Annotated in this window: 10 protein-coding genes; 4 read left to right on the top strand and 6 right to left on the bottom strand. The window is 72.6% G+C overall.

Annotated elements, in window-relative coordinates; translation table 11 throughout:
• Nucleotides 1-53 precede the first annotated feature (53 nt).
• Entirely contained in the window at nt 54-1,970 is a 1,917-nt protein-coding gene (locus tag ACIP60_RS03935; protein WP_400679688.1) for a discoidin domain-containing protein, read from the bottom strand.
• Nucleotides 1,971-2,131: 161 nt separating this feature from the next.
• On the opposite strand from ACIP60_RS03935, the gene ACIP60_RS03930 reads away from it, so the two are divergent.
• Nucleotides 2,132-3,280 (top strand): LacI family DNA-binding transcriptional regulator, encoded by a 1,149-nt coding sequence (locus tag ACIP60_RS03930; RefSeq protein WP_400679686.1) that lies wholly within the window; start codon nt 2,132-2,134, stop codon nt 3,278-3,280.
• Nucleotides 3,281-3,375: 95 nt separating this feature from the next.
• On the opposite strand, the gene ACIP60_RS03925 is transcribed toward ACIP60_RS03930, so the two are convergent.
• The gene (locus ACIP60_RS03925) at nt 3,376-6,234 is read right to left on the bottom strand and encodes a DEAD/DEAH box helicase (RefSeq protein WP_400679935.1); all 2,859 of its coding nucleotides are present in this window, start codon (nt 6,232-6,234) and stop codon (nt 3,376-3,378) included.
• Nucleotides 6,235-6,533: 299 nt separating this feature from the next.
• Here ACIP60_RS03925 and ACIP60_RS03920 point away from each other — a divergent pair, with 299 nt between their 5' ends.
• The 3 genes from ACIP60_RS03920 (at nt 6,534) to ACIP60_RS03910 (ending at nt 8,611) form a co-directional block, all read left to right on the top strand.
• A complete protein-coding gene (locus ACIP60_RS03920) occupies nt 6,534-7,265 on the top strand; it encodes a hypothetical protein (protein WP_100839263.1) in 732 nt (243 codons plus the stop codon).
• A gap of 598 nt (nt 7,266-7,863) precedes the next feature.
• Complete coding sequence (locus ACIP60_RS03915; protein WP_100839264.1) at nt 7,864-8,238, top strand: hypothetical protein; 375 nt, start codon at nt 7,864-7,866, stop codon at nt 8,236-8,238.
• 43 nt (nt 8,239-8,281) lie between these two features.
• Complete coding sequence (locus tag ACIP60_RS03910) at nt 8,282-8,611, top strand: helix-turn-helix transcriptional regulator (protein ID WP_100839265.1); 330 nt, start codon at nt 8,282-8,284, stop codon at nt 8,609-8,611.
• Between the two features lie 83 nt (nt 8,612-8,694).
• Here the strand turns inward: ACIP60_RS03910 and ACIP60_RS03905 are convergent, their stop codons facing one another.
• From ACIP60_RS03905 to ACIP60_RS03890, 4 genes are all read right to left on the bottom strand, one after another.
• Nucleotides 8,695-9,963 carry a ThuA domain-containing protein gene (locus tag ACIP60_RS03905; protein ID WP_400679682.1) on the bottom strand — a complete coding sequence of 423 codons (1,269 nt, stop codon included), beginning with the start codon at nt 9,961-9,963 and terminating at the stop codon, nt 8,695-8,697.
• Nucleotides 9,964-10,195: 232 nt separating this feature from the next.
• Nucleotides 10,196-12,163 carry a DUF5107 domain-containing protein gene (locus ACIP60_RS03900; protein WP_400679680.1) on the bottom strand — a complete coding sequence of 656 codons (1,968 nt, stop codon included), beginning with the start codon at nt 12,161-12,163 and terminating at the stop codon, nt 10,196-10,198.
• 154 nt (nt 12,164-12,317) lie between these two features.
• Nucleotides 12,318-13,184, bottom strand: a complete 867-nt coding sequence (locus ACIP60_RS03895; RefSeq protein ID WP_400679677.1) for a carbohydrate ABC transporter permease — start codon at nt 13,182-13,184, stop codon at nt 12,318-12,320.
• Nucleotides 13,181-14,149 carry a carbohydrate ABC transporter permease gene (locus ACIP60_RS03890; RefSeq protein ID WP_400679674.1) on the bottom strand — a complete coding sequence of 323 codons (969 nt, stop codon included), beginning with the start codon at nt 14,147-14,149 and terminating at the stop codon, nt 13,181-13,183. The genes ACIP60_RS03895 and ACIP60_RS03890 overlap by 4 nt, the downstream gene beginning before the upstream one ends.

Below are 14,149 nucleotides of genomic sequence, written 5' to 3'. Positions count from 1 at the left end.
GCGGAGTGGCGCGGCGGTGCGGTAGGGGCGCGGAGGCGGGGCGGCGGGGTGGTTCAGCGGTAGAGGCGGACGTCCGCGAGGCTCCACCAGGCGGGCGCGGTACCGGTGTTGGTGATCCGCAGGTACCGGGCGCGGGTGCCGGGCGGCAGGTCGACGGTGGTCAGCTGGCCGGTGCCGGCGCCGGTGGCGAGGGGGTGCCAGCGGGTGCCGTCGTCGCTCGCCTCGATCCGCCAACTGCGCGCGTAGTCGCCGAGGTTGTCGCCGCTGTCGAGGGCGATCCGGTCGAAGGCGGTGCGCCGTCCGAGGTCGATCCGCAGGTACTGGCCGGGGGTCTGGGCCGCGCCGCTGGACCACCGGGTGGCGGCGTCGGCGTCGATCGCCAGGTGCGCGTCGGCGTCGGCGGGCCGGGCGGCGGCGGTGGCCCGGGTGAGCGGGACTTCGCGCCGATCGGGCTGCGGCGCACCGGACTTGGGCCAGCGGAAGGTGGCGAGCGCGCCGCCGGGCAGCGTGTACTCGAAGCTCCGGCCGCCGACCGCGACGGCGAAGTCGCGTGGCGCGTCGTTCTCGTTGTGCACCACCAGCACGGTCGACCCGTCCGGGTCGGTGAACGCGACGTCGGCCAGCTGGCCGTTCCAACCCGGCGTGCCGAAGCTGGTGCTGGCGATCCGGACGGCACCGGGGCGGACGAACTTCGACAGGTGGCCGACGGTGTAGTACTCGGCGCCGGTGCTGACGGTGCGGTCGTCGTGCACGGTCAGCAGGGCGGTGCAGGTGGCGCAGCCGCCGTTGTGCGGGCCGTCGTGCTCGTCCAGCGCGATGTTCCAGTTGAGCACGGAGCGGGCCCAGTTGCGGGTCGCGCCGACGGTCAGGTTGCGGGCGTGCCAGGTGAGGGTGGACCGGAAGGTCTGGGCTGCGGTGTCGTCCGGGCCGTGCGAGCCGGAGCACTCGGTGAACCAGATGCCCTTGTCGGGGTGCGCGTCGTGCAGCGCGCTCTGCGCGGACGGGTCGCCCGCGTAGCAGTGGTAGGCCGTCCCGGCCAGCCACCCGGCGGCGTCGCTGTCCAGCAGCCGGTACGGGTAGTCGGTCTCCGGGTCCTCGCCGGGCGGGGTGCCGGCGACGTCGTCCGGGTGGGTGGTCCAGTTGTGGTCGTAGCCGAGGATGCGGGTGCGCGGGCTGGCCCTCCGCAGCAGCGGGCCGAGCGCCTCGATCACCTTCTCCTCCTGCTCGGCGGTCAGGTCGGTGCCCGGGTACGCGTCGGGCCTGCGGTTCTGCGGCTCGTTCTGCACCGTCAGGTAGTCCACCGGGACGCCGGCCGCGGCGTACGCCTGGACGAACTTCACCAGGTAGCGGGCGTACGCGTCGTAGACCGCCGGGTCGTCCTTGAGCCGGCCCCCGACCAGCGAGTCGCCGGTCTTCATCCAGGCGGGCGGGCTCCACGGCGTGGCGACCACCTTCAACTCCGGGTTGAGCCGCCGGGCCTGGCGCAGCAGGGGGAGGATGCGCTGCTCGTCGTGGGCGATCGAGAAGCGGCTCAGCGCGAAGTCGCTCTGCCCGGCCGGGACGTCGTCGTAGGTGTAGTGCGCGGCGGCGGCCGTGAAGTCGGAGGAGCCGATCGGCTGGCGGACCATGCTGATGCCGATCCCCCGCGCGGGGTCGAAGAGTTGACGCAGCGCGGCGTCCCGGTCGGCCGGGGGCAGGGAGCTCAGGACGGCGGCGGAGGAGTCGGTGATCGAGGCGCCGAAGCCGTCCATCCGCTGGAAGGTCCGCCCGGGGTCGACGATGATGGTGGTGCGGGTGGAGGCGCCCGGGTGGAACGCCACCGACGGCCGCTGGTGCAGCAGTTCGGCGCCGTCCGGGGTGGTGACCCAGACCTCGACCCCGCCGGGCCGGTGCGAGGGCGCGGGGGCGGCTCCCAGCAGGCCGAGCGCCAGGGCGGCGGCCGTGGCGGTGCCGAGCACGCGTCGGTACATCGGTGGTCCTTCCGCTTCCTTCATGAAACGAAATGAAACATTTCTGCAATCCGGGTGGTGCGTTCAGGAAACGGCACCGGGTTTCCGCGTGTCAAGATTCCTGCACGCCTTGAGAGTTGGGAGATGTAAGATCGCTTCCATGAAACGAAACGATGAAACACATGGGTAGACCGAAATCCACCCGGGTCACGGTGCGGGACATCGCGGCCGCCGCCGGGGTCTCCCCCGCGACGGTCTCCCGCGTCCTCACCGGTCAGGCCGCCGTCTCCGAGCCGACCAGGGCCGCCGTCCGGGACGCGATGCAACAGCTCGGCACGCCCGAGTCCGCGAGCGCGACCGCGAGCGCGGCGGCCGCCGCCCGACGGGCCGCCACCCCGCCGGGCGCGGTCTTCGTCCGCTGCCCCTACCTGCTCACCGACTACTTCGGCACCATCGTCACCGCCGTGGCCGAGGCGCTCGACCGGCACGGGCGGGAACTGATCCTCAGCGCGGGCGGCTCCGCCCAGCGCAACGGGGCGCTCGCCGGGCTGCCGCGCCGCCGCGACCTCGCCGGGGCGCTGCTGATCCTCCCGGTCGAGGAGAGCGCCGAACTGGAGCGACTGCGCCGCCAGGACGTCCCGTTCGTGGTCATCGACCCGCGCACGCCCGTCCCCCGGGACATCGCCGCCGTCTCCGCGTCCCACTTCACCGGCGCCCGCAACCTCACCGCCCACCTGGTCGCGCTCGGCCACCGGCGGATCGGCTTCATCAACGGCCCCGTCGACTGGCTCGCCTCCACCTCCCGCTTCGCCGGCCACACCGCCGCCCTCGCCGAGGCAGGCGTCCTGATCCCCCCGGAACTCGTCACCAGCATCGAACCCACCAGCGACTGGGGCCACACCGCCGCCGCCCGCCTCCTCGACCTCCCCCGGCCCCCCACCGCCCTGGTCGCCTTCAACGACAAGGCCGCCATCGGCGCCCTCCGCGCCGCCCACGAACGCGGCCTGCGCGTCCCCGAGGACCTCTCCATCGCCGGCTTCGACGACGACTACCTCAGCCGCACCTCCATCCCCACCCTCACCACCGTCCGCCAACCCCTCGAAGAGCTCGGCGGCCTCGCCGTCAGCCTCCTCCTCCGCCTCATCGAAGGCACCGCCCTGGAGGCCCTGCACGTCGAACTCGCCACCGAACTCATCATCCGCGACTCCACCGGCCCGGCCCCGGCCAGCGGCCGTGGGGCCGGAGAGGGAGTGGCCGCGGCGTCCGCACCTGCGGAAGCTTCCGGAGGGCAGCCGGGTCCTCGATCCGGACGAACACCGACGCACCGCTGAGCACGTGACGATCCGGGAGGGCGCCCGCACCCGCCGGTGACGGACGCGAACGGGCCCGAGCGCGCGAAGCGGTCGGGCCCGTCGCCGGGGGCCGGTCAGCCGACGGAGGAGTACGCGATGATGCCGCGCCGCATGCCGTCGACCGCCTTGCGGGCGGTCTTGCGGAGTTCCGCGTTCTCGCCCGCCGCGTCCTGGATCTGGCCGAGGACGTCGATGAGTTGCTTGGTCCAGCGGACGAAGTCGCCGGCGGGCATGTCGGCGTCGCGCAGGACGGCGTCGAGGTCGTGGCCGAGGGCCCAGCGGTAGGCGGTCCAGGCGAAGCCGACATCGGGTTCGCGCTGGCCGACGCCTTCGGCGGTGGAGATCTTGTGCTGTTCCTCGAGGGCGTCGAGCCGGCCCCAGATGCGGACCATCCGGCCGAGGGCCTCCTTGGCGCCGCCCTCGGGGACGCGCGGGGCGAGCGCGTCGTCGGACTGGCGGGCCTCGTAGACCAGGGCGGAGGCGCAGGCGGCGAGTTCGGCGGCGGCCAGGCCGTCCCAGACGCCCTCGCGGATGCACTCGGAGGCGAGCAGGTCGAGTTCGCCGTAGAGCCGGGCCAGGCGCTTGCCGTCGTCGGTGACGGTGTCGCCGCGGAGGTAGCCGAGGTCGGTGAGCAGGCCGCAGACCCGATCGAAGGTGCGGGCGATGGTGTGGGTGCGCGAGCGCATCCGGCGTTCGAGGAGTTCGGTGTCGCGGTGCAGGCGGTGGTAGCGCTCGGCCCAGCGGGCGTGGTCCTCGCGTTCGTCGCAGCCGTGGCAGGGGTGCTGGCGCAGGGCGGCGCGGAGCCGGCTGATCTCGGGGTCGTCGGCGGCGGCGGCGCGGCCCTTGCGGAAGCGCTCGGGTTCGAGGTGGCCGGCCTTGGTGCGCAGGGCGGAGGCGAGGTCGCGGCGGGACTGCGGGCTGCGCGGGTTGAAGGACTTGGGGATGCGCATCCGGTCCATCGCGGCGACGGGGTGCGGGAAGTCGATCATCGCGAGGCGCTTGACCTGGCGTTCGGCGGTGAGCACGACCGGGCGCGGCCCGTCCTGGAAGTCGGGGTGGCGGGGGCCGCCGCGGCCGTGCCCGTTGCGGCTGACCGGGGGCAGGCCGGGGTCGAGGACGAGGGCGAGGCCGGCGAACTTGCCGGTCGGGACGTGGATGATGTCGCCGGGCTTGAGCTGCTCGACGGCCTCGACGGCGGCGGCCCGGCGCTGCGAGGAGCCCTCGCGGGCGAGTTCGTTCTCGCGGTCCTTGAGTTCGCGGCGCAGCCGCATGTACTCGTCGAAGTCGCCGAGGTGGCAGGTCATCGACTCGCGGTAGCCGTCCAGCCCCTCCTCGTTGCGCTGCACCTGCCGGGCGATGCCGACCACCGAGCGGTCGGCCTGGAACTGCGCGAAGGAGGTCTCCAGCAGCTCGCGGGAGCGGTGCCGCCCGAACTGGCCGACCAGGTTGACGGCCATGTTGTACGAGGGGCGGAAGGAGGACTTGAGCGGGTAGGTGCGGGTGCCGGCCAGGCCGGCCAGCGCCTCCGGGTCGAGGCCGCGCTGCCACAGGACGACGGCGTGGCCCTCGATGTCGATGCCGCGGCGGCCGGCCCGGCCGGTGAGCTGGGTGTACTCGCCGGGGGTGATGTCGGCGTGGGTCTCGCCGTTCCACTTGACCAGCTTCTCCATCACCACCGAGCGGGCGGGCATGTTGATGCCGAGGGCGAGCGTCTCGGTGGCGAAGACCGCCTTGACCAGGCCCTGGACGAACAGCTCCTCGACGACCTCCTTGAACCGGGGCAGCATGCCGGCGTGGTGGGCGGCGATGCCGCGCTCCAGGCCGTCCAGCCACTCGTAGTAGCCGAGGACGTGCAGGTCCTCGTCGGGGATGTCGCGGCAGCGCTCCTGGACGAACTGGCGGACCTTGGCGCGGTCGGCGTCCCGGTTCAGGCGCAGCCCGGAGTTGAGGCACTGCTGGACGGCGGCCTCGCAGCCGGCCCGGCTGAAGATGAAGGTGATCGCGGGGAGCAGGCCCTCGGCGTCCAGCCGGTCGATCACGTCGACCCGGCTCGGCGTCCAGACCCGGCCGGGGCGGCCGGCGGGCATCGAGCGGCCGCGGCCGCGGGCGAACCTGTCCCGGCCGCGGTCGGCCTCGGAGCGGGCCAGCCGCACCAGCTCGGGGTTGACCGCCTTGGCGGGGTTCTTCAGGCTGCCCTTGGGGCGGCCGTCCCGGTCGGGGCTGGCGAACAGGTCGTACATCCGGTTGCCGGCCATCACGTGCTGCCAGAGCGGGACGGGGCGGTGCTCGGAGACGATCACCTCGGTGCCGCCGCGCACGGTGTCCAGCCAGTCGCCGAACTCCTCGGCGTTGGAGACGGTCGCGGAGAGCGACACCAGGGTCACCGACTCGGGGAGGTGGATGATGACCTCCTCCCAGACCGCGCCGCGGAACCGGTCGGCGAGGTAGTGCACCTCGTCCATCACCACGTAGCCGAGGCCGTCGAGGGCGCTGGAGCCCGCGTACAGCATGTTCCGCAGGACCTCGGTGGTCATCACGACGACCGGCGCGTCCCCGTTGACGGAGTTGTCGCCGGTGAGCAGGCCGACCTTGGCCTGGCCGTAGCGCTTGACCAGGTCTCCGTACTTCTGGTTCGACAGCGCCTTGATCGGCGTGGTGTAGAAGCACTTGCGGCCGCCGGCCAGCGCCAGGTGGACGGCGAACTCGCCGACGATGGTCTTGCCGGAGCCGGTCGGCGCGGCGACCAGGACGCCCTGGCCGCCCTCCAGCGTCCGGCAGGCGCGGAGCTGGAAGTCGTCGAGCGGGAAGTCGTACAGCTGCTGGAAGCCGTAGAGGGCGGTGGCCTGCTCCTTGGCGCGCTCGCGGGAGGCGGCGTACCGCTCGGCGGGGCTGAGCCGCTCCTCGGCCGCGGGGTCGAGCTGCTCTTCGGGCATGGGGCTGCCGGGCACTGGCGTCACCTTTTCTTCCCGTGGGTGTGGCTGGACGAGAACGCAGACGGCGACGCCTGCGGCTGCGGGGCCGTGGCCCGGGCGGGCGACGGGGCGCAGCGGGTGCTTGGGGTGTGGTGATCGAGCATCTCAGCCTGAGATTACCCGTCCGGAGTGACATCAACATCAGACTTTTCCGGCACTTCTCCGGCTGCGTGCCCATGTCAGGGCGGCTGTCGCCGCCGGTCGGGCGGGGCGCGGAAAACCGGGTGACCGTCGAACGGGTGTGCCGCTACCGTCCTCGTGTGGCCAAGTTGAACCAGATCATCGCCGTGGAAAAAGGCGTCAAGTCGAAGTCGTTCCAGGAGCTGACGCAGTCCCACCAGGACTTGCAGAAGCCCGCGCTGCTGGCCGGCCTGTCCCGGACGTACCAGCCCAAGGACGAGGAGGGCGAGCAGCTGCCCCCCGAGTCGACCCGGGTGCAGGTGAAGGCGGAGGACGTGCTGCGGGCGACGGCGGCGACGCTGACCCGGCTGTTCGACGTGACGGCCACCAAGGACTGGGCGAACACCGAGGCCCGGGCCGACGTGGTGGTGGACGGGCGGACGCTGGTGGCGGGCGCGCCCGTGACGTACCTGCTCTTCCTGGAGAAGCAGCTCACCGACCTGCGGACGTTCGTCCGCAAGCTCCCGGTGCTGGACGCCGCGGAGGCGTGGTCGCTCGACCCCTCGACGGACGCGTGGAAGACCGAGGCGGTGCGGACGATCCGCACCAGGAAGGTGCCGCGCAACCACGTCAAGGCGGAGGCGACGGAGAAGCACCCGGCGCAGGTCGAGGTCTACTACGAGGACGTGCCGGTCGGGTACTGGACGACGGTGAAGTTCTCCGGCGCGCTGCCGGCCCGGCGGGTGAACGAGCTGCTGGAGCGGGTGGAGAAGCTCCAGCAGGCGGTGCAGTTCGCCCGCGAGGAGGCGAACGGGGCGGAGGTCACCGACCGGCGGGTCGGCGACGCCGTCTTCGGCTACCTGTTCGGGTAGCCCCATGATCGCCCCCGGGTGAGACCGGGGGTGGCGCGAAGAGCGCAAGCTGACACTGAGGTTGAAGCTGAACCCGGGGAACGGTGGGGGTTCGAGTCCCTCCCCCGGCACCACGTGCCGGGGTGGCCCAAATGGTAGAGGCACCCCTTGAAACTCAGACTCTCGCTCAAGTCTCAGCATTCGCCGCCGAGCGCCGGATCGACCGGACGGGGCCAATAGCGTCGGATGGGGGTTCGACTCCCCCCTGCGCCTCTCCATGGCGCGGTAGCTTCAACGGTAAAGCAAGCGCTTTGAGCATGATCACCGTCCTTAAACGTGCCGGTGCGCAACAATTGGGTGGCACACAGGGGCCCGGGAGCCGGATACCGCTCCCGGGCCCCGCCACGTTCCGGGCCGGTTCCCCGGGAAGGGGTGCCGGAATCACGTACGCGTGAACTGCTCACATCCGTAGTTGCAAATGTCTTCATGTGGTCAGTGAATCGACGCCCATCGATCACGGTCTGACCAGAAACGAAAGATTCCGGTCAACAGTCGGCCGCGGTGCGATCCCGTTCCTACAGTCGTGCCGACCGACCCGGCCACGACAGGAGGACAGGCGATGGCGAATCTCGAAACCTCGCTCAAGGAAGCCATGACCATTGAAGGTGCCATCGGGGTGGCCCTGGTGGACTACGGCAGCGGCATGGCGCTCGGCACCCTGGGGGACGGCGGGGACATCGACCTGAACGTCGCCGCGGCCGCCAACACGGACCTCGTCCGTGCCAAGATGCGGGCGATGGAAATGCTCAACCTCCACGACGACGGCATCGAGGACATCCTGGTCACCCTGACCAACCAGTACCACCTGATCCGGCCGCTCACCACGTCCAGCGGGCGCGGCCTGTTCCTGTACCTCGCGCTGAACCGCAGCCGGTCTAACCTCGCCATGGCCCGGCACCAGCTGAAGCGGATCGAGTCGACGCTGGAGGTCTGAGCGCGGGACGGCGGCTTGCGTGCCGCCGGAGAGGGGAGGAAGCATGCCCGTACCGCTGTACCAGGCCAAGGCCGAGTTCTTCCGGATGCTCGGCCACCCGGTGCGAATCCGGGTCCTCGAACTGCTCCAGGCCGGCCCGACGCCGGTGCGCGACCTGCTGCCCGAGCTGGACATAGAACCGTCCAGCCTCTCCCAGCAGCTCGCCATCCTGCGCCGCTCCGGCCTGGTCACCGCGACCCGCGAGGGCTCGACGGTGGTGTACGCCCTGGCCGGCGCGGACGTCGCCGAGCTGCTCCGGACGGCCCGGCGCATCCTGACCGAACTGCTCGCCGACCAGGGCATGCTGCTGGAGGAACTGCGCGCCGCGCGCTAGGCCCTGTCCGGCCGGGAGCGGCCCGCCGCACGGGCAGCGGACCGGTACGGCGGGCCTCCGGACGGCCGGGCGGGCCGGGGCGGCTAGGGCTGCGCGGTGAGGCGGAAGCTCTGCGCGGCGCCGTTGTCGCAGGTGCGCTGGACGAGTTGGACGGAGTCGGTCGCCGCGGTGGTGGCGACCGCGAGGCACTTGCCGCTGTGGCGGGCCACGAAGTGCTGGGTGCCGGCGGGTTCGGCGACGGCGCGCCACTGCTGGTTGGTGCCGCCGGCGTAGGCCCAGAGCTGGAGCGGGGCGCCGTCGGCGGTCGACCGGTCGGTGACGTCGACGACCTGGTCGGGGTTGTTGCGGGCGGCGAGGCGGACGTAGCCGCCGTCGGTGGGGGTGAGCCGGAACTGCTGGGCGGCGGTGCCGTTGCAGGCGTACTGCTGGACGGCGGTGCCGTTGGCGGTCGCGGCGGCGCGGGCGTCCGCGCACCGGCCGTTGGCCTGGGAGGTCAGGGTGTACCAGGGGTCGGCGGGGGCGGGTGCCCCGCCCAGCCACTTGAGGGCGTCGACCAGCATCCGGTTCTGGGTGGCGGAGGCGAAGGTCGAGGACGTCCGGGTGTTGGTGCTGTAGTTCATCGCGTTGTGGCCGAAGTTGGCGTAGAGCATCCGGTACTGGGTGTTGGTCCACAGCACGGGGTAGTCACCGCCGTACCAGGACTGGTTGGGGTCGGTGCCGAGCGGGAAGCTCGACGGGTCCACCGAGGCGAGCACCTTGATCGCGGCGTTGGCCCGCAGGTTGTTCGACCAGCTGTACCACTCGCTGACCGAGGAGGTCCAGGTCGCCGGGAGCGAGGCCGCGGCGGGGTGGGTGCCGTTCTCGGTGCGCAGCACGGCGGTGGTGGGTCCCCAGGTGTTGGAGCGGAAGTTGCCGCTGCCGAGGAACTGGTTGTAGTACCAGTTCCAGCTCGCCGCGTCGGTGGTGAACGCGGAGACGTGGAAGCCGAGCCAGGCGCCGCCGCCCCGCATGTAGCGCTCGAAGCCGGCCCGCTGGGCGGCGCTCTGCGGGGCGTCGTCGAGGAACAGGACCACGTCGTAGGCGTCGACGCCGCCGTTGGCGAGCAGGTCCCAGTCGGTGGTGGCGGTGTAGCTGAAGTTGTTGGCCGCGGCCGTCTTCGGGAACCAGTCGTTGGCTTCCTTGTCGAAGTCGATGTGGGCCGCGTCCCAGGTGCCGCTGTAGAAGGCGATCACCTTGAAGTCGGGGACGGCCGCGGCGGCGCGGGTGCCCGGGGCGGCCAGGCCGAACAGCAGGGCGAGCAGGGCGAGGACGGCGGGTGCGAGTCGTTTCAAGGACGGTTCGCGAACGAACACGGGTGCTCCTCGGCGTGGGGGGCGGGGCCCGGCGGTGGGAGCGCCGAGGGGCGCGCCGCGCCCCGCTTCTCTGAGCCGGGAACCTAAAGGTCTGAACCAGACACGTCAAGGGTTCTCGCCTTCGCCTCTTGAACGCACAACGCCGTTTCCGGGTCCGGATTGTGAGGTTGCGTCAGTTCCAGCGTGAAGTCTTGACGCCGGGAGCACCCGCCGGTTGAATCAGCCGGTCGCGTCAGCCGGCGCCCTCCGCGGCCAGCATCCGGAAGTCGTAGGCCCGCGGGAGCTCCGCACCGCCACCGGCCGGGGCGGCGGCGCGCCGGTGGGCGAACCAGAGCTCGTGCAGGGAGCCCTCGCCCTCGCGGAGGTCGGCGAGTTCGATGCCCTCGCGCAGCAGCCGTCCGCAGCGCTCCGGGTCGCCGCTGTCCAGCGCGGCCCGGGCCTCCGTCCAGCGGACCCGGCCCGCGGCGCGGTCGGCCGGGGCCAGCGCGTCGAGGCGGTCCAGCACCTCTCCGGGGTGTCCGGCGCGGAGCAGGACGGCGGCGCTCTCCAGGACGAGCGGCAGCAGGGCGGGGGCGAGGTCGAGCGCCCGGCGGTAGGCGTGGACGGCGTCGTCGAGCCGGTCGGTGTGCGCGGCGAGGGCGGCGAGGCTGCGCCAGGCCCAGGCGGTGGGACGGTGTTCGAGCGAGCGCCGCCAGGCCGCGCGGGCGGCGTCGTGGTCGCCGGCGCGGGCGTGCAGGGTGCCGAGGTGGAGGTGGGCGAGCCAGTTGTCGACGGCGGCCAGCGGCGGCGTCCAGGCCGGGTCGGTCTGGTAGGAGACCGGCGGGCGGTCCGGGTCGCCGGGGGTGAGTGTGCCGTGGGTGAGGAGTTCGAGCCAGGGCTGCTGCTCGGGGCCGAGGGTGCGGTCGGGGAAGGGCGTGCCGGGGGTGGGCAGCGGGTCCTGGCCGACCCGGGCGCGGCGGTGCTGCTCCAGGGCGCCCCAGCCGGAGCCGGTCTGCAGGATCTCCTCGGGTGCGCGGTCGGCCCAGTCGGCGGCGGCTTCGAGTTCGGCGTCCAGGAGGTGCTGCGGGAGGAGGACGTCCAGAGCGTGCTCGGCCGCGTCGCGGGCCGCCGTCCAGTCCTCGCCGTGGACGGCGGCGGGGTCCGCCTCCAGCAGTCCGTAGGCCTCGGTCCAGGCCCAGCGGGCGCCGGCCGGCATCGGGAGGTGTTCGAGCTGGGTGCGGGCGAGGCCGGCCTGGATCTCCAGGTAGGCCAGGCCGGGTTCGGCGAGCCACTCCTGCCAGTGCCGGCCGCCCTCGCCCCGGCCCCAGAGGAAGAGCTTGCGGCCGCGGAGCCGTTCGGTGGAGGCCTGGACCAGGCCCCGGCCGCTCCCGTCCAGGGCGGTGACCCAGCGCCGCCGGCCGGCCGGGAGGTCGAAGAAGTAGTCGGCGGCGTCCCGGGCGAGGGTGGTGCGGCTGAGGTCGGTGCCGTCGGGGGCGGGGAGGGCGACCCGGCGGACCCGGCGGTCGTAGGAGAACTGCCAGGCGGCGTCGGCCGGGGCCAGCACCCGGACGTCGGGGGCCTCGGGGACGGCGATGTTGGACCACCAGTACATCGGGACGGTGTGCTCGCGCGGGTTGGTGATCCGGACGTGCACCAGCAGCACCGGGGAGTCGTCCGGGAGGCAGGCGTCGATCTGGAAGACCACGCCGCGGATGCGCTCGTACTCCCACATCCGCAGCACCGGGGTGCCGTCCGGGCGGGTGAGGCGGGCGGCGTGCAGCGGCTCGCAGGTGGTGGGGGTGTGGCCGATGGTGCCGATGTTCCACTCGACGCCGCCGGCCAGCCAGGCGCCGCGCAGGGCGAGGTTGGCGGGCTGGAACACCGGGTTGCGGAACAGCAGTTCGCGGCCGGTCGGCTTGTGGACCAGCGACTGGAGCCGGCCGCCCGCGGCGAGCAGGAAGACCGCGCGCAGGGTGTCGTTCTCCAGCACCGCCACCGGGTGGTCGGCGGGCGCCCGCTCCCGGGTGTAGCCGTCCTGCACCAGGTAGGGCAGGACGGAGGGCACCCGGCCGTAGCCGATGTTGCGGCGCATCTCCTCGTCGGCCTCGTCGGCGTCCTCGACCTGGTGCGCGTCCACGCCGGTGAACAGCGGGGGGAGGGGGTTGACGGGGCCGACCGGCGCGGTCGGCAGCGTCAGGGTGGCAAGCCGGAGCTCACTCATCTGCGGGTCTGCCTCTTCGGAGTCTGCGGAGTCTTCGGGGTCTGCTGGGCCTGCGGGGTCTGCTGGCCCTGCGGAGTCGGGGGCCGGGCCGCGGGCCGGCCCCGGTGAGGGGGCCGGCGGCCGAAGCGGGCGGGCGGGCCGGCCGACGGGCCGGCTACTTGACGCTGCCGGAGGTGAGTCCGGCCTTCCAGTGCCGCTGGAGCAGCAGGAACATCACCACGATCGGGACGACCGAGAGCAGCGCGCCGGTGATGATCAGGTTGTAGGGAACGGTCTGGCCGCGCTGCTCCTTCCACGCGACCAGGCCGACGGTGACCGGCTGGAGGCGGTCGTCGGCGAGCATCAGCGAGGGCAGCAGGTAGTTCGTCCAGATCGTCACGAACTGGAACAGGCCGACGGTGACCAGCGAGGGCCGCAGGACCTTCAGGGCGATGGACCGGAAGATCCTGAACTCTCCCGCGCCGTCGATCCGTCCGGCCTCCAGCAGTTCGTCGGGCACCGCGGCGGCGGCGTAGATCCGGGACAGGTACACCCCGAACGGGCTGACCACGCTGGGGATGAACACCGCCCAGAAGGTGTTCACCAGGTGGGTCGCGGAGAACATCAGGTACAGCGGCAGGGCGAACAGCGGGGCGGGCAGCAGGACGGCGCCCAGGACGGTGTTGAAGACCGCCTCCCGGCCGCGGAAGGCGTACTTCGCCAGCGCGTAGCCCGCCATCGCGGACAGCAGGGTGGCGACGGCCGCGCCGCCGACGGCGTAGAGCAGGCTGTTGAGCAGCCAGCGGCCGTAGATGCCGTGCTGGACACCGAGCAGCTCGGAGACGTTGCGCACCAGCTCGATCCGCCCGGCGAACCAGAAGCCGTTGCTGGAGAAGAGGTCGCCGCTGCCCTTGGTGGCCGAGACCACCAGCCACCACACGGGCAGCAGGGAGTAGAGCGCCGCGAGCACCAGGACGGCGAGCGTCCCCAGGCGCCCGGCGGGGTGGACGGCCCGGGCCGGGCCCCTCGACGTGTCCTTCACAGGGCCGCTCCGCGCTTGTTGACGAACCGCATGAACCCGAACGAGAGGACGAAGATCACCAGCGCGAGGAGCACCGAACGGGCGGCGGCGGCCTGGTAGTTGTTGGCCGCGACCTCGTTCTGCGCGGCCATGATCGGGGTCCAGTCGCCGGACAGCGCGGGGGCGACGGCCCGCATGACGACCGGCTCGTTGTAGAGCTGCGCGGTGCCGATGATCGAGAACACCGTGGTCATCACCAGGGCGGGCCGCACCATCGGGATCTTGATGTGCCAGGCGAGCCGCCAGCCGGTGCAGCCGTCGAGTTCGGCGGCCTCGGCGTACTCGCCGGGGAGCGCCTTGAGCGCGGAGTGGATGACGATCGTGTTGTAGCCGGTCCAGCCCCAGGTCAGCATGTTGCCCACCGACCAGGGCAGCATGCCCGCGGAGGTGAAGTCGACGTGCAGGCCGAGGTCGGAGAGCGCCCGGGTGACCGGGCTGACGTCCGGCTGGTAGAGGAAGGACCACATCAGGCCGCCGATCACGCCCGGGATCGCGTACGGCAGGAAGAAGGCGAGCCGGAAGAAGCGCTTGCCGGGGGTGCGGCGGGCGTCGAGCAGCAGGGCCAGCAGCAGCGCCAGGCCCAGCATCAGCGGCACCTGGACGAGGCCGATCAGCAGCACCCGGAGGACGGAGGAGGTGAACGCGCGGTCCGCCAGCGCCTCGGTGTAGTTGGCCAGGCCGGCGAAGGCGGTGGTCGGGGGCGTGAGCCCGAGGCCGGAGCGGTGCAGCTTGAACAGGCTCTGGTGGACGGCGTAGCAGATCGGCGCGAGGAAGGTGAGGACGAACAGGGTGCCGAACGGGAGCAGGAAGCCCAGCGGCGTCCAGCGGCGCCAGTCGACGGCGCGGGGCCGCGGGGCGTCCGGCGGGGTGGGCCCGGTGCGCTCGCGCGGGGGCGCCGGGGCCGGGGCGGTGGGGGACGGGTGCAT

Source organism: Kitasatospora sp. NPDC088783, from assembly GCF_044750705.1.
Lineage (GTDB): Bacteria > Actinomycetota > Actinomycetes > Streptomycetales > Streptomycetaceae > Kitasatospora > Kitasatospora fiedleri.
The sequence above is the reverse complement of the archived record's forward strand: the minus strand, read 5'-3'. Positions and strand labels throughout refer to the sequence as shown.

Excerpts from the sequence above, each read along its gene's own strand:
- ACIP60_RS03910 (WP_100839265.1), top strand. The coding sequence starts at position 8,282 with ATGCCCGTACCGCTGTACCAGGCCAAGGCCGAGTTCTTCCGGATGCTC.
- ACIP60_RS03935 (WP_400679688.1), bottom strand. The coding sequence starts at position 1,970 with ATGTACCGACGCGTGCTCGGCACCGCCACGGCCGCCGCCCTGGCGCTC.
- ACIP60_RS03925 (WP_400679935.1), bottom strand. The coding sequence starts at position 6,234 with ATGCCCGAAGAGCAGCTCGACCCCGCGGCCGAGGAGCGGCTCAGCCCC.
- ACIP60_RS03915 (WP_100839264.1), top strand. The coding sequence starts at position 7,864 with ATGGCGAATCTCGAAACCTCGCTCAAGGAAGCCATGACCATTGAAGGT.
- ACIP60_RS03900 (WP_400679680.1), bottom strand. The coding sequence starts at position 12,163 with ATGAGTGAGCTCCGGCTTGCCACCCTGACGCTGCCGACCGCGCCGGTC.
- ACIP60_RS03930 (WP_400679686.1), top strand. The coding sequence starts at position 2,132 with ATGGGTAGACCGAAATCCACCCGGGTCACGGTGCGGGACATCGCGGCC.
- ACIP60_RS03890 (WP_400679674.1), bottom strand. The coding sequence starts at position 14,149 with ATGCACCCGTCCCCCACCGCCCCGGCCCCGGCGCCCCCGCGCGAGCGC.